General features: G+C 46.4%; 18 protein-coding genes. 8 read left to right on the top strand and 10 right to left on the bottom strand.

What is annotated here, in order from left to right; all coding sequences use genetic code 11:
* The first annotated feature begins 70 nt into the window (after positions 1–70).
* Entirely contained in the window at positions 71–922 is an 852-nt protein-coding gene (locus L4D79_RS09495) for a hypothetical protein (protein ID WP_428650474.1), read from the top strand.
* Positions 923–1168: 246 nt separating this feature from the next.
* Here L4D79_RS09495 and fadA read toward each other — a convergent pair whose 3' ends face one another.
* Genes fadA through L4D79_RS09480 form a run of 3 tightly spaced genes read right to left on the bottom strand, consistent with a single transcriptional unit; the run spans position 1169 to position 5830 of the window.
* Positions 1169–2338 carry an acetyl-CoA C-acyltransferase FadA gene (fadA, locus tag L4D79_RS09490; protein ID WP_428650471.1) on the bottom strand — a complete coding sequence of 390 codons (1170 nt, stop codon included), beginning with the start codon at positions 2336–2338 and terminating at the stop codon, positions 1169–1171.
* A 15-nt stretch (positions 2339–2353) separates the two neighbouring features.
* Positions 2354–4495: a fatty acid oxidation complex subunit alpha FadB gene (fadB, locus tag L4D79_RS09485; RefSeq protein ID WP_428650467.1), complete on the bottom strand. Its 2142-nt coding sequence runs from the start codon at positions 4493–4495 to the stop codon at positions 2354–2356.
* A 27-nt stretch (positions 4496–4522) separates the two neighbouring features.
* A complete protein-coding gene (locus L4D79_RS09480) occupies positions 4523–5830 on the bottom strand; it encodes an acetyl-CoA hydrolase/transferase family protein (RefSeq protein WP_428650465.1) in 1308 nt (435 codons plus the stop codon).
* Positions 5831–6290: 460 nt separating this feature from the next.
* Between L4D79_RS09480 and L4D79_RS09475 the strand changes: the two genes are divergently transcribed.
* From L4D79_RS09475 to L4D79_RS09455, 5 genes are all read left to right on the top strand, one after another.
* Entirely contained in the window at positions 6291–7313 is a 1023-nt protein-coding gene (locus L4D79_RS09475; protein WP_428650462.1) for a linear amide C-N hydrolase, read from the top strand.
* A 307-nt stretch (positions 7314–7620) separates the two neighbouring features.
* Positions 7621–8640, top strand: a complete 1020-nt coding sequence (locus L4D79_RS09470; RefSeq protein WP_428650459.1) for a helix-turn-helix domain-containing protein — start codon at positions 7621–7623, stop codon at positions 8638–8640.
* Between the two features lie 212 nt (positions 8641–8852).
* On the top strand, positions 8853–10883 hold the full coding sequence (locus tag L4D79_RS09465) for an oxidoreductase (RefSeq protein WP_428650456.1): 2031 nt from the start codon (positions 8853–8855) through the stop codon (positions 10881–10883).
* A gap of 230 nt (positions 10884–11113) precedes the next feature.
* Positions 11114–12043 (top strand): Rossmann-fold NAD(P)-binding domain-containing protein, encoded by a 930-nt coding sequence (locus L4D79_RS09460; protein WP_428650453.1) that lies wholly within the window; start codon positions 11114–11116, stop codon positions 12041–12043.
* Positions 12044–12218: 175 nt separating this feature from the next.
* On the top strand, positions 12219–13181 hold the full coding sequence (locus L4D79_RS09455) for a helix-turn-helix transcriptional regulator (protein ID WP_428650451.1): 963 nt from the start codon (positions 12219–12221) through the stop codon (positions 13179–13181).
* 142 nt (positions 13182–13323) lie between these two features.
* On the opposite strand, the gene L4D79_RS09450 is transcribed toward L4D79_RS09455, so the two are convergent.
* Positions 13324–14754, bottom strand: a complete 1431-nt coding sequence (locus L4D79_RS09450) for a hypothetical protein (RefSeq protein WP_428650448.1) — start codon at positions 14752–14754, stop codon at positions 13324–13326.
* A 160-nt stretch (positions 14755–14914) separates the two neighbouring features.
* Here L4D79_RS09450 and L4D79_RS09445 point away from each other — a divergent pair, with 160 nt between their 5' ends.
* Entirely contained in the window at positions 14915–15334 is a 420-nt protein-coding gene (locus L4D79_RS09445; protein WP_428650446.1) for a MarR family winged helix-turn-helix transcriptional regulator, read from the top strand.
* Positions 15335–15899: 565 nt separating this feature from the next.
* Positions 15900–17921, top strand: coding sequence for an FAD-dependent oxidoreductase (locus L4D79_RS09440; protein WP_428650443.1), 2022 nt, complete (start codon positions 15900–15902; stop codon positions 17919–17921).
* 512 nt (positions 17922–18433) lie between these two features.
* Here the strand turns inward: L4D79_RS09440 and L4D79_RS09435 are convergent.
* From L4D79_RS09435 to L4D79_RS09410, 6 genes are all read right to left on the bottom strand, one after another.
* Complete coding sequence (locus L4D79_RS09435; RefSeq protein WP_428650441.1) at positions 18434–19114, bottom strand: GntR family transcriptional regulator; 681 nt, start codon at positions 19112–19114, stop codon at positions 18434–18436.
* Positions 19115–19178: 64 nt separating this feature from the next.
* A complete protein-coding gene (locus L4D79_RS09430; RefSeq protein ID WP_428650437.1) occupies positions 19179–20216 on the bottom strand; it encodes an ADP-ribosylglycohydrolase family protein in 1038 nt (345 codons plus the stop codon).
* An 11-nt stretch (positions 20217–20227) separates the two neighbouring features.
* Positions 20228–21151, bottom strand: coding sequence for a carbohydrate kinase family protein (locus L4D79_RS09425; protein WP_428650435.1), 924 nt, complete (start codon positions 21149–21151; stop codon positions 20228–20230).
* 9 nt (positions 21152–21160) lie between these two features.
* On the bottom strand, positions 21161–22567 hold the full coding sequence (locus L4D79_RS09420) for an MFS transporter (protein WP_428650432.1): 1407 nt from the start codon (positions 22565–22567) through the stop codon (positions 21161–21163).
* 537 nt (positions 22568–23104) lie between these two features.
* A complete protein-coding gene (locus L4D79_RS09415; protein WP_428650430.1) occupies positions 23105–23530 on the bottom strand; it encodes a putative iron-sulfur cluster-binding metallochaperone in 426 nt (141 codons plus the stop codon).
* Between the two features lie 180 nt (positions 23531–23710).
* The gene (locus tag L4D79_RS09410; RefSeq protein ID WP_428650427.1) at positions 23711–25438 is read right to left on the bottom strand and encodes a M28 family peptidase; all 1728 of its coding nucleotides are present in this window, start codon (positions 25436–25438) and stop codon (positions 23711–23713) included.
* Positions 25439–25507 lie beyond the last annotated feature (69 nt).

Here is a 25507-nt window from a genome sequence, read left to right as displayed (position 1 = left end):
AATTAATTAATATACATATCAGAAAATATTAAATCCATTGTGAACCGTAAAACCAATTAATAGGTTAAACATGAAATTAAGAAAGACAGTGCATATTAGCTATCTTGCAATATTAGCGAGCTTTCATACCCAATTAAATGCAGAAGAAGTAAACCAACAGCCATACTGGCAAAGTTATAATACTCACACAGCCATATACACCCAATCAACTTCAGCAACATCGTCGAATATTGACAGCCAACACAAAGTATCAAGCCAAAATATAATGCTTGATACTTATACGCTAGGACGGCTTGGCAATAGCGTCTACTTTGGTTTCATAGAAGCTATTTTCGGTAAGTTAAATGAAACCAGCAATGGCAGTGATAAGTCCCCCTATGGCAGTGATCTCTTACAGGTAAGGGGGATGATTAGCCAACAGTGGCGTCTCAATGCCCCCTTTAGTATGGGCTGGAACTACTACGGCATAGACCGTAACCTAACCTATACCCCGACAGGAAAGTTCGGCTATAGTTTTGATTCACTGGGTGTAATCGCTAACTACACATGGGATAAGTGGACGTTCATGCCACAGCTTAACTATGTATTCAATGGTGACATGGGTAAGGATGGCCTGCACGGCTTAGGGGCTAGTCATTTTGATGGTTTCTTTTTCCTACCCGTCTTAAGGCGTGAGCTGTCAGGTAATGGTAGTTACTTCACCTTGATGCCTGAGTATTTTGCCGGATATGGTGACCATGATACTGAGGTAAAATACATGAAGTGGCAATTTAGATTAGCAGCGCCTCTCGGAGAAAGTAATAAATGGTGGCTAAATGGCCGGTTTGAACACACGTCTTATAACCAATATGACTACTTTGGCCATGATATTAGCCCATCTCAAGATACAGCAATATCAGTAGGCATCCAATATAACTGGTAGAAAAAACAGAACAACATATATAAAAAGAGCTTCGACAAGCTCTTTTTTACAATTAAATCCTACACCTTGAAGTAACTTGGATATATACCGACATATCAGTCATTAAAATATCACACAGTAAAGTAACAAAAAGCTCTAGGCCAGTAAATATAAGCCAAACAACTATAATGAAAATAAAAAAGGGGCTCATAGAGCCCCAAGGTCGGTATCAACGAAAGTTATTTCTTATTATATTAACTTCTTTTTTTAGGCTTCTACCCTCTCAATGATGGTAGCAATTCCCTGCCCCATACCAATACACATGGTCGCTAAGCCGAAACGACCATGACGCTGCTCCATAATATTGAGCAAAGAGCCAACAATACGTGCCCCAGAGCAGCCTAGCGGGTGACCAAGAGAAATCGCACCACCATGTAGGTTTACTTTCTCCTCACGATCCTCCCATAGGCCTAGCTCACGCAGGCATGGAATGGCTTGCGCTGCGAATGCTTCATTCACTTCAGCAAAATCAATATCATTGATGCTCAAATTTGCTTTCTTCAGGGCCTTTTGGCTCGCTGGAATGGGACCCACTCCCATAATGGCTGAAGGTACGCCAGCTGTTGCTGCAGCAATAATACGCGCACGCGGTGTCACCCCCAGCTGCCTGGCTTTTTCTTCACTCATAACCAGCAAGCAAGATGCACCGTCAGAGAGAGCCGAGGAGGTCCCAGCAGTGACCGTACCGTTCACCGGATCGAATACTGGCCGTAGGTTGCCTAGCGATTCAACCGTGGTTTCCGGACGAATAACTTCGTCCGTTTTTACCAGTACAGGCCGGCCCGAAGCGTCATGGCCCATGGTAGGTACGATTTCATTACTGAAACGGCCTTCGACTGTCGCCTGATGTGCAAGCCGGTGAGAGCGGGCCCCGAGTGTGTCTTGTTCTTCGCGAGAGATCTTATGGATCTTAGCAAGACCTTCAGCAGTGATCCCCATAGCAGCAGATGCTTGCGCCATTTGCTTATCCAGCGCAGGGTTAAAGTTCAGCCCTTTTGTCATAGGAACGTGCCCCATGTGCTCAACACCCCCCACCAGAATAATGTCAGCATCGTCTGCTTTAATCGCACGGGCAGCCATGTGAAGCGCGTCCATTGACGAACCGCATAAACGGTTAACCGTCGTTGCTGGTACTTCAACAGGTAGGCCAGCCAGAAGGGCGGCATTACGTGCGAGGTTTACACCCTGCTCTTCTGTTTGCTGCACACAGCCCCAAATAACATCATCAACAAGTTTAGGGTCAACATTCGGCTGACGCTCAAACATCGCTTTCATGAGGTTTGCAGAGAGATCATCTGCACGAGTATGACGGAATACACCATTTTTAGAACGTCCCATCGGGGTACGAATCGCATCAACAATTACTACATTTTTCATCATCATATCCCCGGATTAAGCGTAAAATTTCTGGTTGTTGTTAGCACGTTCTACAAGCCCTTTCGGCGCGTGATACAGCTCGCCAAGGTGACTGAATTTCTCAGCGGCGCCAACGAGCCTCTCTAAGCCCATCTGATCCATGTAGTAGAACAAACCGCCACGGAAAGGAGGGAAGCCTGTGCCGTAAATCATGGCAATATCCGCTTCTTCCGGTGACGCAATAATGCCTTCATCCAGGCAACGGATCGCTTCGAACATCATCGGCAGCATCATGCGCAACGTAATTGTTTCAGCATCAAACTCTGCTTGCCCAGCACGCAGTGATTCAACGAGCGCTGTCGACTCTTCAGAGGCAGAAGGCTTGATCCGGCCACGGCGATCAGGCGTGTGCGCATAGAAACCGTGCGCGTTTTTCTGCCCTAACAGCTGATTATCTACAAATGTTTGGATAACATTCATTTCAGGCTTAGACATACGACCCGGGAAGGCATCATCCATCACATCAATACAGTGAGCCGCCGTATCTAAACCGATAACATCAAGAAGATGTGCTGGTCCCATCGGCCAACCAAAACCTTTGCTCATCACTTTATCAATCGTGGCGATGTCACCACCATCCACAATGAGCTTGTTGAATGCTAGGAAGTAAGGCGTTAGGCAGCGGTTGACAAGGAAGCCCGCACAGTCGTTAACAACAATCGGTGTTTTACCCAGTTGGGCGACGTACTTCACGGCTTTAGTGATCGTTTCATCACTGGTTTTTTCGCCCCGGATCACTTCAACAAGGGGCATGTTTGGCACCGGATTGAAGAAATGAATACCACAGAAATTTTCTGGCTTACTCATTGCCTGAGCCAGCCCGCTTATCATCAAGGTTGATGTATTGGATGCAATCACAGCATTTGGCGCAGCCGTTTCTAGTTCAGCAAGCACCTTTTCTTTGATCATTGGGTTTTCAACAACCGCTTCAACAATCAGATCACAGCCTTCAAGCGCATTGTTATGTAGCGTCGGCTGGATACGGTTTAATGTCTCCCCCATGGCAAGTGGCGTTTTACGGCCTTTAGCCACTTGCTTAGCGAGCAGCTTATTGGCTTCAGAAAGGCCGAGATTGATACCGGCTTTGTTGATGTCTTTCATGACAACATCCATGCCTTTATCAGCCGTCACATAAGCGATACCACCACCCATGATGCCAGCGCCAATAACGCCTAACTCTTTCGTTTCTTCTGCGCCTTTGGCTAGCTTCTTGGTTTTGGCCTTAACCGCCATGTCGCTAAGGAAAACAGAAACAAGTGCGTCCGCCACACCGCTTTCAGCACATTTTGCGATCCCAGCACGCTCAAAGCTTAGTGCTTCTTCACGTGCACAATAAGCGGCCTTCTCAATAGCGTTAAGTATGATGCTTGGTGCCGGGTAATGCTTACCCGCCACTTTGGCGACCATGCCGCGTGCAACATTGATAGACATGCTAAGTTCATACTGGCTTAGTCTAAGGGCCGTTTTTTTCTCTGTCTGGCGCGCAACCCAATCAAAGTCACCGTCGATACAAGCGGTGAGTACCGCTTCTGCTTCTGCGATTGGATCTACTTTCGCATCGATGACACCGTCAACAAAGCGGTGCTCCAATGCTTTATCTGCACGGAAGTTTTTACCGGTTGTTAGCCATTGCAAAGCCGTATCCACGCCTAGGATGCGCGGTAAACGTGTCACCCCGCCCCAGCCTGGCATGATGCCGAGTTTCACCTCAGGTAAACTGATTTTTGCATCCGCTGTTGCCAAACGGTATTCAGCCAGCATCGACAGTTCAGCGCCACCTCCGGCGGCAACGCCATTGATGATCGCGACTTTTGGCATGGCGAGATCTTCAAGGCTGTTGTAAACCGCATGTACCCATTCAAGGTACTCATTGATAGCAGCGTCACCACCCGCGAATATTTCTCGGAAGGCTTTAACATCCGCGCCAGCACTGAATAGGCCTTTACCGGAGCGAATGATCAAACCTTTCACGTCCGATTGATCTATTACTGCTATTGCTGCTTGCAGGTCTTCCACTGCCGATTTACGAAGTGTATTAACGGCATCATATTGGTCATCAAAAATCAGCTCAGCAAACTGACCACGTGCAACAACCTGGAAGCTTTGTCCTTGGTACATAAAATTATCCTCGTTATATCGGTCAGATTACTTGCAAAGGCCAGCAGTAGTCGCTTCATCGCGTAATGCATTACGGAAGTCTGGATGAGCAATATTGATCAACGCTTCAACACGCTGCGGGACAGACAGGCCACGAAGATCAGCACTGCCATATTCGGTTGCGATGATCTGAACATCATTGCGGGGTGTGGTTACAGGGGTACCCGCCGGCAGTGCGGTACGAATTGTCGACTCAAGGCCGTCTTTACCTTTATGCGTCGACGCCAAGCAAAGAATGCTGATACCGCCTTTCGACATTTGTGCGCCGCGAATAAAATCGACTTGACCGCCAGAGCCAGAGATCTGGTTAAAGCCTACCCCTTCAGAGGCGACTTGGCCCGTTAGATCAGCCATGATGCAGGTATTTAGTGATACGAAATTGTCGTTTTTGGCAATTTCATACGGGTTCACGACCGTTGATACATTGCCCATTTCAATTTCAGGGTTGTTGTGAACATAATCAATGAGATCTTGTGAGCCAGCAGTAAACGCTGTGACAATTTTATTTGGCTTATAGTTTTTGTTGCCACCGCTTACCGCGCCCGCCTTACACAGCTCCATCATGGATTCGGTAAACATTTCGGTATGGATACCAAGGCCTTTATGGCCTTTCAGCGCCATGCCCATCGCATTTGAAATAGTGCCGATACCGATTTGGATCGTCATACCGTCTTTCACATAAGGCACAACATGGGAAGCGATTGTTTTTTCTAGATCAGAGGGTTCCCCTCCCTTCGGCCCCGCAATAGGGTGATGGCCTTCAGTAATATGGGTAACCTCATCAACATGAACTAAGTTGTCATCACCGGCAATGAAAGGCTGCTCTTTGTTGATCACCGCAATAATCGTATCAGCATATTTCATCGCTTCCATGTTACCCACGCCACCGCAAGCCCCCATACTCATGAAGCCATCCTCATTAGGCGGTGTCATTTCGATTGCCACTACATTTGGCCTAATGCGGCTAAATAATTGTGGGAAGTGGGAGAAGTGGAAATTGATCGTTTCAACGTTACCTGTCTTTTGCAGTTTGCGCTCTAGCGGTCCCATGAACAGGCTCATGTGCTTAAAGCTACGCCGAAACTCAGGCTTTAAAAAGCCGTAAGGATGAGTAATTAGGCCAGTATAGAGCTCACAATTATTAACTTCTTCGGCACGTTTTTCTAATTCAAGTAAAAATAGAACCGGTGTACCTAATAAACCACCAGCCCAAACTTTATCTTCTGATTTAATTAATTTTGTTGAGTCAGCCAAAGAAATTTGTTTACTTTCGTAGCTCTGTTGCCAAAGTGCCATAATGACCTCTCTGAATAGATAGCAACTTATTTCCGCTTTCCTTTTTTTACATAAATATCCTTTTATATATTCAGGAAAAAATAAGTTGAGAATGTAGGTTTCAGAAGTTGCTCCCTTTCTGTGCCATCAATATATGCCAACAACGCAACGCGCGTTTTGCATTTCAGGTCAAAAGCATTACCTATCAAGTCAAACACTCTAGGTATGACACAGCTCACAATTATTCCACTTATGCCATATATGTCAGTAAAAACAGCCATAAAAGGAAATAAGAACAGCCACCAACTTGCCTTTTTAGGCCAAAGGTTTGATAGCTCAGGTCAGCACAGGGAATTGTCGATCTTCATCAACTATTTTCTTTTTCAGCTCGCTACTATTAGGGGAAATCAATCGAAAGATGAATAAAAACATATTTAAGCTAATTGTTTATTTTAATTAATAAATTTGGAATTCAATGACCATGAAAAAACTAATTATTGCAACCGCAATTGCCGCGGCTTCATTAACTACTGCCTCTCAGGCATGTACATCGATTGCATGGAATACCGACTTTGGCACATTAACAACTCGTACCAATGACTGGGTTGAGTCTACCTCACCAATACTCGGCACCATTAAAGCCGGCAGTGAACGATTAACGCATGGCGTAGCAGGTCATGGCACCACATACCAAACCAAGTACGATATTTTGGCCGTTCTGTCATACGGTGGCCTTGTCCATGATGGCGTGAATAGTGAGGGACTACAGGTCAATACCATGTATTATGCGCCAATGAGCATGACGGATACAGGTACCGATACCATTTCTCAGCTTGCCCTCGGCGAATACCTCATTGCCAACTTCGCCAGCGTTGAAGACGTAGTACAAAACATCAAAGACATTAAAACTGAGCTCGCCTCCCACCCAAGCATTCCCAATGCGCCAACGTTCCACTGGGCACTAACCGATAAAACCGGAGACCGGGTTGTTATCGAACACGACAGTGATGGTGTTTCCATCTACCGTGGGGATGATGCCATGGTGATGACAAACCAACCGAGCCAACAGAGCCATCTTGATGCGTGGGACAGCGCATCAGGGAAAATCACCAAAACGTGGAGTGAAGCTGACTTAGGCTCTACTGGTAACACCAATCCTCGGGACCGTTTCCTGCACGCCTCCTATTTTAGTGAGCAGCTCGATCAACCTAGCTCATCGATTAATGGCATGATGAAGTTGGCGACAACGGCATTCCGTATCCCTCATGATGCGGCCAACCGTGAGGTGAATGGTGTGATGGCTGGGTATGCAACGGAATGGTCTTTAACACAAAATCTCAATACTGGCGAAGCGGTATGGGAATACCTATGGGGTGATACTTGGACTAACGTAAAATTTAATTTCTACGATATCTTAGCGTCAGGTAAAGACATCCAGTTTAAGATGGATGGGGCCAACCTCGCCGGTGATATTACCCAACAGGTGATCGCCTCCGGCAAATAATCGTCACCTGAAGTCCTCCCAGCACCCAATACACACAGTCACAGTTTATGCGGCTGTGTTTTTTCATCTAACAGCAGTTGGAAAGCGTCACTCTCAGAATAAAAGAGTCAACATAACCGTTGCTGGGGTGGCGCATAAGGCCAAACTGTCACTATGATCACAAAATCTTCGAACAGATATAAAGCGATGAAATAACCAAGATAGTATATGCCCCAGTCACTTCAAGTCACCTTGGCGATTTTCACTAAGCCGCCTCCTGAAGCAGCTTGGGGATATAGCTGTCAACGCTCTTAGAGGACAACAATTGATGAGTAATAGCCACTTACTTCCCGTCACCTCAATGTCTATCCATAAAGGCTGGGTTAAACTAATCAAGCAGACAGCTAAGCGCTATTCGCTGAATACTGAACGCTATATCAGCCAACTTGATGACTCAGGCACGCAGCTTGATGTACGTGATGTGAGGGCGATACTGTATCAAATGACCCAAGACAGTGGTGATCCTCTGTATCCGGCTCAAGCCTCTGAACAAGTCAACCCACTAACTTTTGGCTGCTTTTCTCTAACATTATGGACCGCCCCCAATCTAATGCGGTTACTCAAAGATGCCTGCAAATACAGTGTCGCAATCGGCTCTCCGATCCGGTTGCGCTTTCATGAAACGCCCCAAGGCGATGCAGAGCTGTGGCTGATAAACCATGAGCCCCTCAACAAAGAGTCGCATGTCACTTACGCCGGCGTCACTTTATACATTTCAACGGTATTGCAAATCATCCACCAAACCACAGAGCTGAGTCTGCATGATATTCAAGTAAAGCTAATGAAGTGGCCCTATGCTGAGCCGCTTAAAGCTGAGTTCGAGAAAAAAATGCAATGTAACATCTCGGTAGGCTCGCCAATTAGAAAAATCTGTATCCGGCGCCAACATCTTTTTACGCCGTTAGCGACGAGCGATCCCGAAATCTATCCGGCAACACAGCGGCTATTAAGACAGCACGCCACCGAAATTGAAAACAATGATATTGTTTTACAGGTCTATAAGGCACTGGATTCAATGGCATCGTTAACGGACATCTCAGGCCACACGATTGCTGCCAAAATGCTGATCAGCATTCGGACCCTCAACCGCCGGTTGGCGGAAGTCGGCACCAGTTACCGCGGCGTGGTTGAAAAATATAAACTTGAAAAGGCCCTTCAACTACTCAACCAGCCCAATATAAACATGACCGAAATAGCTTTCCAGTTAGGTTTTTCCGACTTAAGTACTTTCTCTCGCGCCTTTAAGCGCTGGACGGGAAGTAGCCCGTCTCATTCCACTCTCAGATAATGTCACCCACGCTTAGGTGCATGCTTTAACTTTCACCATGTAGGCACAAATTCGTCCCGTTACATGATCAAAATCAAAAGGAATATGGATGGCTTTAAAAGCTATCTTTTTGGCCTGATATGCCAAATTTAAACGCTCAATTTTGGTTTAATTGTTGCCAGTTAATGCGGCTAAATTTATTTGCTGCTATAAAAATACTGGAGCGCAAAGCTATGATGAAAGAATCACATAGAGTGCTTTTTGAGCCAATGAAGATTGGCTCGTTAACACTCAAAAACCGTTATTCAATGGCCCCGATGGGGACCTTGGGCTGTGTCGATAATGATGGCGCATATAATCAACGCGGCGTCGAATACTATGTTGCCCGAGCCAAAGGCGGAGTCGGATTAATCATCACAGGTGTGCAAATGGTCGAGAATGAACTCGAGCAATTTCCGATGCCTTCCTTACCCTGCCCAACCCATCATCCAACCGCCTACCTGCGCAGTGCCAAAGAGCTCACCGAGCGCGTCCATGCCTATGGCACCAAGATATTTGCCCAGCTGACAGCTGGATGGGGACGCTCCTGTATTCCCGGCTTTTCCCCTGAAGACAAGCTCATTGCCCCGTCCGAGGCAGTAAACCGTTTTGACCCCTCCCTAACTCACCGCGAACTTACAACCGACGAAGTAAAGTACTTCATTGGCAAGTTTATCGAATCCGCGGTTATCGCGAAGAAGGCTGGATACGACGGGGTTGAGATCCACGCCGTGCATGAAGGGTACCTACTCGATCAGTTCACTATGAGCTTCTTCAACCAGCGTACCGACCAGTACGGTGGCAGCTTCGAGAACCGCTATCGTTTCGCTGTCGAAATTGTACAGGGGATCAAAGCGATGTGTGGGGCGGACTTCCCAGTATCACTGCGCTATTCAGTGAAAAGCAATATGAAAGGCTTTGGCCAAGGGATCTTGCCGGACGAACAAGCGGATGAAGCGGGTCGTGATATGGAAGAAGGGCTCAAAGCCGCCAAGTACCTGCAAGATGCCGGCTTTGATGCACTGAATGTCGATGCCGGTACGTATGATTCGTGGTACTGGAACCACCCGCCAAACTACTTCCAGCCAGGTATGTACCAGCCATATTGTCAGGCAGTCTCTGAAGTGGTCGACATTCCGGTACTCATGGCAGGCCGGATGGAAGATCCTGAGCTAGCAAGCCACGCAGTCAACAACGGCATTGCCGACGGGATTTCAATGGGCCGCCCGCTGTTAGCGGATCCAGACGTTGTGAACAAAATCCGCCGCGGCCGCTTCAATGAAGTACGTCCATGCTTGTCTTGCCACCTTGGCTGCCTTGGTCGAATGGCTGAAGTTGGCAACTTATCATGTACCGTCAACCCGAGTTGTGGCCGTGAAGAAGAATATAAGCTCACCGCCGCATACAAAACCAAGAAAGTGGTGGTTATTGGTGGTGGTGTCGGGGGAATGGAAGCAGCACGAATAGCAGCTGAACGCGGGCATGATGTTGTTCTGTTCGAAAAATCGGACAAGCTAGGCGGTAATGTTATTCCTGGTTCACAGGCTCCCTTTAAACATGACGATAAGCAGCTTATCACCTGGTTTGAAGGTGAAATGGATCGTAAGAACATTGATATCCGTATGAACACCGCAGCAACAAAAGACACTATTGAAGCTGAAAAACCAGACAGTGTGATTTTTGCAACAGGCTCTCGTCCAACCAAGCTCCCTTGGTTAGCAGGGCAAGATAAATCGCACGTTGCTGTGGCAGAAGATGTACTGATGAACCCAGAGCAAATCACAGGCGACAGTGTTGTGGTTATCGGCGGTGGCTTAGTGGGCTCAGAAACGGCGTTGTGGTTGGCACAGAAAGGGAAGAAAGCCATGTTGGTTGAAGGTACCGACGACCTAATCGGTGGCCCACACGGTACGTGCTTTGCTAACTACCAAATGCTTAAAGAGTTATTGGTAAAAGAGAATATAGAAGTAAGAACATCAACATTCTTAAGATCTATCACTGAAACCGGTATTGAAGTTTGCCCGGCAGATAACGAAACCGCCGTCACTGAAATTCACGCTGATCACGTTATACTTGCGATGGGTTACAACACAGAGCACAGCTTGTTTGACGAATTATCCCACCAGCTCGATGTTGACGATATCTTCAATATCGGTGATAGCCAAGAAGCGCGTACCATCATGGCGGCGATTTGGGACGGCTATGAAGTGGGCCGTTCGATCTAACATATAACCCCTCTCAACATAAACCAATAGCAATTTGAGCGTTGTTATTGCCAGGCTGCCTCTCCTACCAGGCAGCTTTTTTTATCATCCCAGCAAGTACGACTGCTTTCCATTGCCATGTTATGCATTCTCAAATACCCACTATGTGTTTTTGTGTATTCACTATAACGAGAAAAAGCTTTTAACTAGGAGATATGATTTTGAAATAAATCGCACGGTTGGAGTAAAACATGAAAAGAGCCTTAGTGTTAGGAGCTGAACATGAAATGGGTGCACTGCTTTGTCAATCGCTTACCCAGTATCATTGGCAGGTCACTGCGACGATTGCTGATCCCAGCCAACCTTTCTCACTGTCAGCCAACCTGACACTGGCCGAAATCACCAAGCAAGATGGTGATTTGCTCGATGACCTGGTGGCTGATACCGACACGGTTTTCCTGCACCTGCCTGATCCTATTTTGGACAGGCGGGTGATTTTTTCTCTCGATGAGATATTGAAGCGGGTGATCCGGTGTCAGAGCAACTTGGTTATCACCACCAATGTGTATGATACCCGCCAGCCTTGGCTAGACAGCCTTATTTTCTGGCAAAAAAAGAAACCGGTTGATTATGCCTTACCAAAGAAAATACGCACCCAGCTAGAGAAGGCCGCGTCCGCAGGTGCCAACATCAAGGTTCTATGCTACGGGCATAACCTGAACTTTTCCCTCGATCAGAGCTACCTCGGGATGTTGGTCAAAGAAACAAATCATAAGCTCATTCTGCAGTCGCCCAGTGCCTATGGGGTAAACCACTACTGGACATATCTCCCAGATTTGGCAGAGAACATTGCCCAGCAAATCACTACGGAGCCCACATTCGCCCGTCCTCTGGCTATCGATTACTACCCTGGCCATCAAGCCAGTATCAAAGATATTGCCCGTGGCCTGGCGCTCAGTACCGGAAAGCCGGTGACGGTCACTCCGCTACATTGGACCTTGCTAGAAGCGATTTCATTGTTCTCGCCGCTGTTCCGCAGTTTTATCAACATGCGCTCTCTGTGGCAGCAAGGTGGGAGATTACCCGTGCGTCCTTCGCACTGGCAACAACCCGTGCTCAAGCATACCCCGCTGGAACTGGCATTGCAGCATAGCTGGCATCAGCTGAGGCATTCTTCCTGACTGAATAGCAGCTTAACTGCGACGAAACAGTTTAAAACCCGGTCACATTTCCTTCATCCGGTCGATGCATTCACCTATGAAATCAATATGATATTCATTACATCACACAGTCAACCTAATCATCATGCCTCAAATCCCCTGCGCGTCGATGTCGATACACAAAGGCTGGCTCGCCATGCTACAGCAAACCGCTATTCAATTTGGCCTCAAGCCGGGGGATTACTTTCCGGAAAATGAATTGGGTGAGCGCATTCACGTACACCCAGCCGATCTACGTGCGTTCAGTGCCAAATTCAACCAGCTATGCCAAGACAGCGAGGAACCACTTTTACCCGCTTTTGCCGCCAAGCATGTCTCACCGCTGACCTTCAGTTGCTTTTCGCTGGCTTTGTGGACAGCCAACAATCTCAACACCTTTATTCAGGACGCCTGCCAATACTGCATCTTGATTGGCTCCCCCATCCGACTAAAGCGCCATATAACGCCGCAAGGGAACAGCGAGGTATGGGTGATCAACCATGATCCTTACAACGACAAGTCAAAGGTGTCTGATCTTGGCTTTATGATGTATATCGCCACTTTAATCGAGATGATCCAGCAAGCATCCGGCGGCATAGACAACCTGGTATTGAAAATCGGCCGGTGGCCATTCAGCCCCCAGCAACAGCAGCAATTCGAGAAAATGATGCGGTGCAAAATCGAAACAGGCTCGCCAATTATCACAATCAGTTTTCCCAACGATGTTGAGGCAATAAAACTGAAAGGTAGGGATCCCGATATCTATTCTGTTGCCGTTCCCCCGCTGCGTCAGGCTGTCAGCAAGCTTGAGCAACACGACATCATTCTGCTGATCTACAAACTGCTAGATACCGAGCCCAACCTGAAAATCATCTCGCGAGAAAAAATAGCAGCAACAATGCTGGTAAGTGTCCGCACACTCAACCGCCGCCTCGCGGCTCTGGGGACAAGCTACCGGCAGGTGTTGGAGCAGTATAAGCAGGAAAAAGCCCTGCTGCTGCTAAGCCAGCCCAATATCAATCTGACCGATATTGCCTTCCGACTCGGGTTTGCCGATCTCAGTAGCTTTTCCCGGGCATTCAAAAGTTGGACCGGCTACAGCCCAACACACTTCCTATGATCCGGCTGCTGGCCACTGTTATTCGCCCGGCAATACAAAAAAACGGCCAGCAGAGCTGACCGGTTAATATTTAGGCACGTGACACTGTAGCACACTGGCCTAGACGTACATTTTCGAGCAAATAATTACATCAACCACACGCCTACAGTGACTTAAACTTCAAGCCTTGCTTGATCTTGAAGTTATGGAAATTAAAGTCTTCAGCCAAGAATGCTGCCTTTGGCTGTTTGTGCAGGGTTTCGGTAAATAGCATTGGCTGCTCGAACACCGAACGGTCACCGAATGGTGCCCAGCTACCCGTAATAGCAACCTGAGGCGATCCCTCTTTCAAACCACGCATTTCGTGATCCCAGTATGGGCTGTGGAAGTAAACATTACCCGGCACGGCCTCATACGCGGTGCCGTTCACTAGCCACTCGGTTTTACCGCCCAAAATATAGTAGAACTCAGGGGTCGCATGAGAATGAGTGACATATTTCCCTGTCGGCCCAGTTGATAGGTATGAAATGTTGAAATCATACTGCTCATTCGGCACCTTAGCCTGGAATACCCCTTTCATACGGGCAATCTGGTTCCAAGCTTCAAGGACAGCGCCGCCTTTAGAGGCATCTTTCGCCCAGAAGAAGCCGCTTGAACCCATATTGGTGAAGTCTAGCCACTTCACGTCTTTCTCATTGGAGAACATCGGTGTTTGCGGGTAACGAGACATCGCTGTTTGATGCTCTTCCTGCTGGTGGATCAGCTCATGCAGCTGCTTAGCATAAACACTGCCTTTCTCAGGCTCATTGATCGCTTTATGCTTAAGCTCTTCAAAACGCTCGCGAACCGTTTCATCCCACTGCTCGAAATTCGCAGGCATGACAGCTTCAATAGGCTGAGCATGGAAGTTACAGCCTGTCAGGTAATAACCGTAACTTAAGTATTCTTGCTGGCCATTCGGTGCCCAGCGGAACCAAAGCACCTTCAATGGGGTATCTGACGTTACTTCAATACGGCGCTGAGACAACGATTCCAGCTTCACCGATGTACCGGTATACGCTTCAACCGTGCGGTCATCGACTGAAATTTTCGCGGCACCTTCCAGAATATGGAAGCTACCAGGGGCTGTATCGGCAAAGCGTGGCAAGGTACCGCCCGGGCCAATCGCCATTTCGATGATCTTGAAGTCAGGGTGATCCATCACGGTTTTCACCTTGACCGTCTTGCCCAGGTCAGCAACCGCTTCTGGAGAAGCTGATGACATTGCCCGCCAGTCGGCGTTGAACACATCACGGAAGTTTTGCCAAGGTGATTGCGAAGAATTGAATTCAGGCTGGATAACGTCAGTGCCGCTAAACGCCTGAGGGGCATCAGGGTTCGCAGTATCAATCTTGCGGCGCTCGCGCATTTGCTCTAAAAGTTCATTGGCTGGGTCTTGGGCTTTATTTTCATCACTTTCAACATAAATTTCCGGTGAAATATCTTTATAAGAAAATACGTCGCCAGGTTGTGGCACTGTATTTGACGCTTGGCAGATTACTGATGTGTATGAAAGAGCTAAAGTGATAGCAACATGAGTCAGTTTAAGTTTCATTGTTATTGAACCTATTGTTAATGTTTTTGGAAACCATTTCAAACTATCAACGCTTCATCACAGTAACAATAATGAAGTTTTTTTATTATCCCCCACCATCCGCATGGACATTAGTTTTTCATCTTTTTAAATTATAAATAGTGTGAACGGAATCAAAATAATGACACATGACGTATTAAGTAAAAAAAACCATTTAAAAGAACTTCACTTTCTTTATGAATATTGCCGAGGTGTAACAGATAAGCACCTCCGTAAACATTACATCAACTTTGGTTCCTATATTGTGTTGAATTGCATTCATGATTACCCGGGCTGTACACAGTATCACATTGCCAAGAGTACCGGCTACTCGAACCAGCGTACCTACCAGCTCACAAAAAAACTTGAAGAACAGGGCTTTATCGTTAAATCACAAATTGACGAACGCAAAAGAACTCTTACCGCAACAGCGATGGGGATAAAGGTCGTCGAAGAAACAGAAGCGGCGCTTTTCCAGCATTTCTTAGGATTAGGTATCACCAAAGAGCAACTATCGATAACGGCAGATATTGTGACAACACTGAATAGCTATACTAAATAGAATGGGGGATGTAATCTAACATATACAAATAGTGGAAGAGAACGAATTCTATCTCCGCTATATACCCATAAAAAAGTGGCCCTCTAAGGGCCAAAAATGTAGGTATTAGGTGACATACATTAGCTAAGGATATAGCTTGAAAGGTGAATAAAGAAAAATAATGACTAATTTAACTCAGAAAAGTATTTAAACAGTGCTCAACCTGCTCGCCTCACTTGTCCGTTGAGCTAAATTTACCAAAATCATTACTTTATATTTTGCTCAGCAAGCCAAAATAATGACAAAACTGGCCAATAAAAATAAACTTGATGAAGCTCACGTTTTATTTCCTCAATATTAAACCATTTCAAAAACCCATTAACCATCCCTTCATGACATAACTAAAATGTGAATTTTGATTCTGTTCAATAAAAAGACAAATATGATCTTTCTCAAAATACCGCCGAATGGCAGTAAATGTAATGAATTTGTCCGAATCGGCCAAGTCAGGCGTTATACAAATTGCTTTAATCGCTTTCAGATAGTGCTGCTAGTTATCTAGCGCCAAAAAAGACTGGAGTGAACAATGCTAAACCAAGCACATAAAGTGTTATTCGAGCCGATGAGAATTGGCTCACTGACACTGAAAAACAGATATTCAATGGCCCCGATGGGCACCCTGGGCTGCGTCGATGCCGACGGCGCATACAACCAGCGTGGTATCGAATACTACCTTGCCCGTGCGCGGGGTGGGGTCGGCCTGATCATTACCGGTGTCCAGATGGTCGAGAACGAACTGGAGCCGTTTCCGATGCCATCGCTACCCTGCCCAAGCCATCATCCTACAGCCTATATCCGTTCAGCCAAAGAGATGACCGAACGCGTCCACGCCTACGGCACCAAGATTTTTGCACAACTGACAGCGGGTTGGGGACGGTCAGTAGTACCGGGCTTCACCCCGGCGGATAAAGGTATAGCCCCATCCGAAACACCAAACCGTTTTGATCCTTCTCTTACCCACCACGAGCTTTCGACCGAGCAAGTTAAATACTTCATCGGCAAGTTCATTGAATCCGCCGTTATCGCCCAGAAAGCTGGCTATGATGGTGTTGAAATCCATGCGGTGCATGAAGGTTACCTGCTTGATCAGTTCACCATGGCGTTTTTCAACAAGCGCACCGACCAATACGGTGGCAGTTTTGAAAACCGCTACCGCTTTGCGGTAGAGATAGTTCAGGGGATCAAGGCTGTCTGCGGTAAAGACTTCCCAGTATCATTACGCTACTCGGTAAAAGGGAACATGAAAGGTTTCGGCCAGGGTATCTTGCCGGGCGAGCAAGCGAAAGAGGTTGGCCGTGATATGGAAGAAGGCCTTAAAGCTGCAAAATACCTGCAGGAAGCGGGTTACGATGCCCTGAATGTCGATGCCGGCACCTACGATGCATGGTACTGGAACCATCCGCCTAATTACTTTGAGCCTGGTATGTACAAACCATACTGTCAGGCAGTATCAGAAGTTGTTGATATTCCGGTTCTTATGGCTGGCCGAATGGAAAATCCAGACTTGGCCTCCCATGCCGTGACCGAAGGGATCGCCGATGGGATCTCCATGGGCCGTCCACTGTTGGCGGACCCTGAAGTGGTCAACAAAATCCGCCGCGGTCGCTTTAAAGAGGTCCGTCCATGCCTGTCATGCCACCTTGGCTGCCTGGGCCGTATGGCTGAAGTGGGTAACATTTCCTGTGCCGTTAACCCTACCTGTGGCCGCGAAGCAGAATATGCGCTTCAGCCAGCGTACAAGCAGAAAAAAGTCGTGGTTATCGGCGGCGGTGTCGGCGGTATGGAAGCAGCACGTATTGCCGCAGACCGCGGCCACGAAGTGGTACTGTACGAGAAAAATGATGCACTAGGTGGTAACGTGATCCCCGGCAGCCAAGCCCCCTTCAAGCACGATGATGCCCTGCTGATCGACTGGTTCGAAGGCGAACTAGAACGCAAAGGGGTCGAAGTTCGCATGAACTCCGCCGCCGATCTCAATACCATCCATGCCGAGTCGCCTGACAGTGTTATTTTTGCTACCGGCTCTAGACCAACGGTGCCAGGCTGGCTGAAGGGCGCAGATAAAGAGCATGTGGTTTTCGCAGAAGACATCTTGATGGATCCGGCTAAAATCACCGGCCAACGCGTCACCGTGATCGGTGCAGGCCTCGTCGGTGCAGAAACTGCGCTTTGGCTGGCCCAGCAAGGGAAAAGCGTTACCCTTATTGAAGCGGCTGATGACATTATCGGCGGCCCACACGGCACGTGTTTTGCCAACTACCAGATGCTCAAAGAGCTATTGGTAAAAGAGAAAGTCGATGTCCGCACCGGTAGCTTCCTCAACGAAGTTACAGACTACGGCGTTGAAGTGCGCGTAGGGCAAGATGTGTCTGGTATCGATGCCGACCACGTAATCTTGGCAATGGGTTACCAAGCTGACAGCAGCCTGTTCGACAAAATCGCCACTGAAATCGATGCACAAGATGTCTTCAACATCGGTGACAGCCAGCAGGCCCGCACTATCATGGCCGCCATCTGGGACGGCTACGAGATCGGCCGCAGCCTATAAGTGGGCAGGTTTAGAAATAAAGCGGGTCAAAAATAAAAAAACAAACACAACAACATACCAAGCCGCCTTACGAGGCGGCTTTTTTGGCTTACAGCTCTGTATTGAATTTAACCACTAACAAGCTTTTGGACAATTGTGAGTTACGCACCATAGGAAGTTCAGAATGTTCGGATTACTCCTAGTATTGCATCTAGGCGGTCTAATCATATCTGAGTGGCCAAACTGTCTTGACCACTACACTTGCCCTAATCAATAACTACTTTTTCAAATCTGGGAAATATTGCAAGTAGAGACTTTTCTTCATCATTAGTTACCAGTTTGACAACGGTCAAATTCTTTATCGTTCGTGAACATGCTACATAAAACAGCTTCATGCTAGAGGGTGCAAAGGCGCTACTAGGTTCAGTTCGATCATAGCTGAACTGAAACTTGAACACCGCATTCTGAAAGTAATGAGATGTGACATGATCTTCAGTAAATAGCTTATGCGAGGTTAAATTTGTTCATGTATATTAACAACTAATCACTATCTCGCCGTAATATTTAGATAGGATAAAGTACTCGGTATCTTCTATAACAACCCCTCGCTTTTCCATCACTCGGCAAACATTGAGAATCGGTTCAAACTTATTGATCGAAAGTAAGTCCGCAGTCTGACGATCAGGCAATACCGCATCAATCGACTCACGAATTGTGTCGTAGGCTAAATGACAATGTTGACTTATCTCTTTGTATAGCGAACCCTGGTCAAGAAAACGCTCAATGTTAAATCCGGGAACTCGGTTTACATAGATAATGTTTTTTTCTGTCGCAATCACTTTTGAGCCTAAATATCGGTAACGTAAAACGTGTAAGGCTCCATCTATCATCTCATGCTTCAATATACGGGTCTTAAATTCTCGCTTGGTATCATAGGATAATGTCATACCTTGCTTTAAGTCATGAACGACGGGGATCTTTTCAGGCGCTTTAATGACACGAGTCCCAACGCCTCTTTGCGAGCTGATAATGCCTTTCTGAAGCAGAACTTGCCAAGCTTTCCTGATCACGATGTCGCTTATATTGAATTCTTGACAGAGGTACTTTTGTGACGGTAGTGGAGATCCGATAGGGTAAGTGCCATCAATAATACGGTTAGTAAGGATATCTACGGCTTGGGCATAAGCCGGCTTATACGAATCTTTATCAATCATAGTCCCTCCAAGAGTAACCATTGTGTCAATGGCTACTCTTGCTGTCCATGTTGTAAATCACAGGCTAAACAAAGGTTTTCTCTACTTGTTCAGCATACTGCTTGAGGTCATATTGGTTCACATCATCGATAGTTGTAATGAAGCGGCTTTCTAATGCATCCGCTCCGTGAAGCGTTCCAACAATTGCACCTACCATCGTCGCAATGGTATCCGTGTCATCACCAGCATTAACCCCGGCATAGATCGATTCGTTTGGATTATTACCACAACAGGCCAAGATGCCAAAAACAGCAGGAACAGCCTCACTAATATGAATGCCACAACCAATGACATCGGCAATCTCAACAACTGCATCTTCCCAACGTTCAAACTGCTCACCGATTCGAATAGCCAGCTCCATACGCTTGATGACACTGGGGCCGGCTAGTTCAATTGCCCCTTGCTGCTGTGCAAGCTTGTACCCGTCATGAGCATATCGAAGCGCTGCTTCAAACACATCCGTTAACTCGTTAGTATCAAAACTTGTCAATACAGCACCGGCTACTGCGCTAGCACCAGATACCGAGAGCACGTTATTATGCGTAAACTTAGTGATCTCATAGGTATTTTTGATCAGCTTGGATCTATTGTTTAAGCTCATTAAAGCAGCCGGCCATATCTTCATCGAAGCACCGTTGGTCGCACCAAAGTTACCATTATTAATGATTTCGACCGTTTCATTAGAAGAGCTGACACTCTCTTGCAGCGAAGCTCGAGTATCTGAGAAAATCTTTTTCATCGCCGCTCGAGTAGAAGGCCCAGTGAAATTTGGATAAAACGGGTAATCTAACCAACGTCTGAAGGCCTTTTTCATCACTTCATCACTGAATTGGCCTTTATTGGCAATTAGTTCATCCATGATGTACTTCGCCTGAATGAAGTCATCAGTACACATTCCCGCCGAGTTACAGCGACCATAAGTATCTTGAGGTGGCGCATAAAAGTCTTTTACATCACCACCAAAGTATTCATGGATTTGTTTAATAGATCTAACTTCTGTTGCAGCACCCATGGCGTCGCCCGTTGCTGCACCTACGATACACCCTAAAATTTTATTATGCATAATCTTGTAACTCACCTATGACTGAAATTTTTTTGTATTTGCTCTATTGTCGGCTGGGGTTCAATCGCCCCTTTTCCAGCGACGACAGTAGCACCAACATAGTTAGCAACCTGTAAACAGCGTTGCATCTCACCTATAGAGACCTCACCGTGATTAGCCGTCATGAGATAACTCAATGTTCCGCTAAATGCATCACCGGCACCGGTTGTATCTACCACTCGGGCTTCCACTCCATGCGTTGAAATTAACTCTCCGTCCTGTAAAAAGTCGCACCCTTGTGAGCCCTTAGTAATTACCACACACTGACAATCCCAAAGGTGTGCTTGCTTTATTGCTTGGTTGTAGTCACTTGCACCGGTTAGGAACAGCAGCTCTTCATCAGAGAGTTTGACCACGGTTACCTTATCGATAACATCAAGATTGCTCTTAATAATTTCGTTGCGATCTGATTCCCACTGTTCTTCACGGATATTGGCATCATAAAATGTCAAACCACTTAGCTTATTGACTTGCTCAATAGCTTGATGAACAACTGAACGCTCTTCTTTAGCAATAAGACACACACCAGATATCACTAAATGGTCACCCTTTTTGAATGACGGAAGATCATCACTAGAGACGAAACTCTGTTGGGACTTAGAAGTAACTAACTCAAATGTACGTTCTCCAAAGCTGTCCACTGTCACCTTTACGACTGAAGTAGCACCACTCTTCTTCGCAGCAACAAACTCCCCTCTTACTCCTAAATGGCTAAGTACCTGAATTAAAAACTCACCTTCGTTATCTTGTCCAACAGTCGCAATAAGTCCAACATCACCGCCTAAGCGGCTAATCATCGAAGCAATATTGGCTCCCGTACCTCCAATGACTCGCTGCTCGGTACTCTCTCCTGCATAAACATCAAGCGAGAGATCTCCCATCACCCAATGTGTCATCGTAACCTCCTAAGCAAGCTCTGTTTGTCTCTTACCAGCTTCGTCTTCACTATTCACTTCAACTCGTTTTATTTTCTTAGCAATAGAGTTGTAGTAATCATTAGTAATGATGTACTTCGACATGATGAACGCGACAACCAAGCAAATTGCACCAGGGATAAGGGTTACCATCAGATTAATACCCAATAGTGATTTCGCTGTTTGGACAACATCGGCTTGGTAGCCAAAGTAGGCTAGTAACATCCCTAAAATCCAACCTGCAATACCCATCCCAAATTTCTGGAAGAAGCAGATACCGCCGAACGAAAGGCCTGAAACACGCTTACCTGTTTTAACTTCACCATAATCCACAGCTTCTGCAATAGATGCCCAGAATATAGGCAGGTACATATCAGCACAGAACCACAAACAGAAGATGAAGGCGAAAGCGAGAGGTAGAGAGCTTCCATCAACAAAGAAGTACATCAATACAGCTAATACAGCCGTTGCGATCTGACTCCATACGATAAGTTTGATTTTGCATACAAACTTAACAGCCCATGTAGTAGCAATCATTGCCAATAAAGACGCAACAACACCTGTCGTTAGTATTGGAGAGATCAGCGAATCACCACCATCTAGGAAGTATTTAGCGTAATAAGGAGTAACTGAGCCACGGATCACCGTGCCAACCATAATGAAGTTCAGTGCGAGACACAGCAAAACCCACTGGTCGTTTTTCACTAGATATTTGAATTGGGTCTTAATTGGTTCATTTGATACCTCAGGCTTTATTCTTTCTTTTGTTGTAGAGAAACATACCAATAGAGAGATAGTCCCTAGTACCGCCATGATACCCATCGCACGCTGATAACCTAACGCAAGGTCACCTCCACCTATGCTTTCTGCCATAAGCGGCACCGCTACAGTCACTAAGAAAGCAGCAACTTTCACTAACACAAATCGGTAACCATTCGCTTTTAAGCGCTCTTCTGGATTATCAGTAATCACACCAATCAAGGACACATACGGTATTGTCACGGCTGTGAACATTAAGGTAATGAAGATATAAGTACAGTACGCCCAGATCACTTTGCCTTGATAGCTAAAGTCTGGCGTCATGAAGGTTAGATAAACTGCGATACCGAAAGGTACTGCAAGCCACAGTAAGAAAGGTCGGTAGTGGCCATGTTTAGAACGAACTTTATCTGTGATCATCCCCATCACAGGATCAGTAAAAGCGTCGATAAAGCGAACAATCAAAAACAGCAGCCCCATGTGCTCTGGTTTGAGGCCAAATATATCTGTATAAAAGTAAGCAATTATTAATTGCATGGCAATTATGACGATGTTGACAGCCATATCACCAAGAGAAAATCCTATTTTTTCTTTAGTTGTTAAGATCATTGTCCTGCCCTCTTCTTGAAGTACAGACATAATCTCAAACTCAAAATTGTTTAAAACGTATACTTACATACGTTTTGAACTCAGTCATATAAATCCGGTTCTACCATCTATTTTTCGTTAGCTGGGTTTAATTTTTATCAACGTGGCATTGATAAGCACTATTTAGCTACAAATCCATAATTGACGCTATCCAGTAGCTGAGTCTAATAGCCAAAGATTTATTTCTTTATTTTTAATAGCTTACATTAACAATGGTAATTAAAAACAGCACTGCGGGACTGAGTTTTATTCATCAATGATGATATAGTCGGATAAGTAAACGAAAAGAATGGAGGGAATGGGTAATAAAATATCGATATAGACCAACCTGAAACTGAACCTAAAGTAATATGGGGTAACTTCCTCAACCCACATTAGCCCAAATATGGCATATCTCCGTGAACAGGGTATGAATGAGCCTTTACTCTAAGTCAGTGATTTTGCTGAATTAGCAGTTAACGAATTAACTCAGGTATGGAAGCGGACAGCCACTTAATTTAGTTTCCAGTATCGGTGGTACTGTAAGCGTTATTTTTTGGGAAAACTTGCCAGACAGCATCTACCTGCTGGGTTCTTGGTGGTACACGCACAATTTTTCTGTTTTGTTTCCTCTACCACAAATTTTTGGGCAAGAGGGTTATTTTCAGCCTCATTTTTAGTAATGCCATAGCAATAGCAAATTAAAGCACTAGCCGATTGGTCTTTAACCCCTACTTTTGTGCGTACTTCAGATGTGTTGATCACTGAGTTATCTTGACCAAAATACACAACATCACAGTCAGGATCAGAACAGAAGTAGTAGCCCTGTTCCTTCGCAACCCACTCCCATGGTGCTTTAATATGGTGCTTTATAGTTGTCTTAGAGACTTGACTATACGCTTTTCCATTAACGGGACAGATATGCTTTCTCGGAATAAATGTTTCTTGGCATGATGTGGAACAGCAACCTGACATGATCTCTCCTTTTAAACTGCAAGGTAGTTCATAGAATTTAATCCTATTATACAGGGAGGGGGTAAGTATCGAAATTCGCTTTGGGGCATAAATAAGTTTGCCCACCAGCTATTAACCGGTGGGCTTGAGTCAGAATAGTTCAACAGACATTGTTATCATGGCAATAAATTATTGAGGTTATTACCAGTTACCCAATGTCATCTTCATAAAGTCACTGCCGTAAAAGTTGGCATTTTCATCCAACGGCTGAGACGACTTGTGCAGATCATCTAGGTTGTAATCGCCCAGCTCATCGATGATATAGGCATGGGCACGGCCGATACGTTCCATCGCATCGAAGTTAACCGCTTGCAGGTCGATATCTGCTGTCGAGTGGTAGAAAGTCCCGGTCTGGATCCAACCGGCATAGATCGGCTGACGGCCGTCTAGCTTGTTGTATGGCGGGTAGAAGCCCATTTCATCCGCAGATGGCTGTGGCAATACCATTGCACCGGTTGGGATTGAGTAGTTCGCGATTGCGTCTTTGAAGATATCTAGCAGCAGCGGGCTACGGTTACTGATGTTCAGCATTAACGGATACGTCACGTTCGACTGGGTGAACAGTGGGCGCTCATCCATGAAGGCGTTCAAACCTAGGTGCTCCGGACGGATCACCATCAACAGGTTTTCTTCCAGGAACTCTTTGTTGTCACGGACGAATGGAACCGTACCACCCACACCGGGTACTTCGTGGTCACCCTGGAACATGAAAATGATGCCGTGCTCACGCTCTTCTTTTGGCTTGTTGGCGTAGTAGTTTGCCAGTGCCATATTCATCGCCACTGATGCACCATTGTCGTGGATACCGTAGAAATAACCGTCTACATGCGTTGGCAAGATGATGTACTTACCAGATTTACCCGGTAGTTTTGCCCACACGTTACCCGACATGCGGTCTTTGCCCGACTCGATAACCCCCCGCACTTTCATGTTGGCTTTTACGGGGTTTTCCGCCGTTGCACGATCCAGCATTTTACGCAGGTACATACCATTGTCATTGCTGATTGAAATCCATGGCATTGCCTTACCGATAGCATCACCTCCGCCCGGCGCGCCTACCCGACCTGCAACCTGCTTAACACCCGGGGTATCCCACCATACGATCACCCCTGCTGGCATACCAAAATCACCCGATGCCAGACGCGAGAATGCAACACGCGATGAGTTCATCAGTGCACTCGGGTAAGTCGAGCCGCGAAGCAATACCACTTTGCCGGTGAGGTCACGACCCTGAAGTTCAGAGGCCGTACCCTGACCCACATAGATCATGTCAGCACTGATCCCTTCTGCCGGTGTCATGCCCGACAAGAACGCAGTGATCGCATCTGGCACTTCCCAGCTGTCGCCATCTTCAAGGCCTGGGCCTGCGGTTATCGTCAGCTCATTCACCGTAGGACGCCACTGCGGGAACTGGCTTTCAAACGGGTCATAATGCACTTCCAGCTGATCGCTCATGCCTGTTAGCTGGGATTCGATCCAGCGCAGAGCCTGACGTTCGTATTTGGTTCCCTGGATACGGCCCCATAGGATTTCACCGTCGGCTTTCGACTGCTCGGCAATAGATTGAAGGACTTTTGAGTAGCCTTGGATTTCGTCGGCGTCAATCAGGTTGCGCGGATCGGTCTTTTCATCCAAAACCTGTTTGATCTGTGGCAGATGCGCATCGTAAACAAACGGGGCTAGGCTGGTTTCCATCACTTCGTTGTAGCTGTCTGGCGGCAGAAAAGCCGGCTTAACCACGGCGTTGATCAATGCAGATGGCGATTCTGCCATTGCGGTTTTTACACTGGTATCATCATCTTGTGCGTAAGGAGCTGAAACAGGCAATGCAAGCAGGATTGCCGTTGCAATTAATGTGTAGGGTTTCATGATTTTGTGCTCTTAAGGATTTCGAAAATAGTAATGGCGCAGAGCCATTCCCCTACAATAAAAGAGGTT

The sequence above is a fragment of the Photobacterium satsumensis genome, assembly GCF_050336935.1.
Classification (GTDB): domain Bacteria; phylum Pseudomonadota; class Gammaproteobacteria; order Enterobacterales; family Vibrionaceae; genus Photobacterium; species Photobacterium satsumensis.
The sequence above is the reverse complement of the archived record's forward strand: the minus strand, read 5'-3'. Positions and strand labels throughout refer to the sequence as shown.

What these genes read in the sequence shown, in the direction of transcription:
- L4D79_RS09460 (WP_428650453.1), top strand. Translation starts at nt 11,114, where the DNA reads ATGAAAAGAGCCTTAGTGTTAGGAGCTGAACATGAAATGGGTGCACTG.
- L4D79_RS09480 (WP_428650465.1), bottom strand. Translation starts at nt 5,830, where the DNA reads ATGGCACTTTGGCAACAGAGCTACGAAAGTAAACAAATTTCTTTGGCT.
- L4D79_RS09425 (WP_428650435.1), bottom strand. Translation starts at nt 21,151, where the DNA reads ATGACACATTGGGTGATGGGAGATCTCTCGCTTGATGTTTATGCAGGA.
- L4D79_RS09465 (WP_428650456.1), top strand. Translation starts at nt 8,853, where the DNA reads ATGATGAAAGAATCACATAGAGTGCTTTTTGAGCCAATGAAGATTGGC.
- fadA (WP_428650471.1), bottom strand. Translation starts at nt 2,338, where the DNA reads ATGAAAAATGTAGTAATTGTTGATGCGATTCGTACCCCGATGGGACGT.
- L4D79_RS09445 (WP_428650446.1), top strand. Translation starts at nt 14,915, where the DNA reads ATGACACATGACGTATTAAGTAAAAAAAACCATTTAAAAGAACTTCAC.
- L4D79_RS09435 (WP_428650441.1), bottom strand. Translation starts at nt 19,114, where the DNA reads ATGATTGATAAAGATTCGTATAAGCCGGCTTATGCCCAAGCCGTAGAT.
- L4D79_RS09450 (WP_428650448.1), bottom strand. Translation starts at nt 14,754, where the DNA reads ATGAAACTTAAACTGACTCATGTTGCTATCACTTTAGCTCTTTCATAC.
- L4D79_RS09420 (WP_428650432.1), bottom strand. Translation starts at nt 22,567, where the DNA reads ATGTCTGTACTTCAAGAAGAGGGCAGGACAATGATCTTAACAACTAAA.
- L4D79_RS09455 (WP_428650451.1), top strand. Translation starts at nt 12,219, where the DNA reads ATGCTACAGCAAACCGCTATTCAATTTGGCCTCAAGCCGGGGGATTAC.
- fadB (WP_428650467.1), bottom strand. Translation starts at nt 4,495, where the DNA reads ATGTACCAAGGACAAAGCTTCCAGGTTGTTGCACGTGGTCAGTTTGCT.
- L4D79_RS09495 (WP_428650474.1), top strand. Translation starts at nt 71, where the DNA reads ATGAAATTAAGAAAGACAGTGCATATTAGCTATCTTGCAATATTAGCG.
- L4D79_RS09475 (WP_428650462.1), top strand. Translation starts at nt 6,291, where the DNA reads ATGAAAAAACTAATTATTGCAACCGCAATTGCCGCGGCTTCATTAACT.
- L4D79_RS09440 (WP_428650443.1), top strand. Translation starts at nt 15,900, where the DNA reads ATGCTAAACCAAGCACATAAAGTGTTATTCGAGCCGATGAGAATTGGC.
- L4D79_RS09410 (WP_428650427.1), bottom strand. Translation starts at nt 25,438, where the DNA reads ATGAAACCCTACACATTAATTGCAACGGCAATCCTGCTTGCATTGCCT.
- L4D79_RS09470 (WP_428650459.1), top strand. Translation starts at nt 7,621, where the DNA reads ATGAGTAATAGCCACTTACTTCCCGTCACCTCAATGTCTATCCATAAA.
- L4D79_RS09415 (WP_428650430.1), bottom strand. Translation starts at nt 23,530, where the DNA reads ATGTCAGGTTGCTGTTCCACATCATGCCAAGAAACATTTATTCCGAGA.
- L4D79_RS09430 (WP_428650437.1), bottom strand. Translation starts at nt 20,216, where the DNA reads ATGCATAATAAAATTTTAGGGTGTATCGTAGGTGCAGCAACGGGCGAC.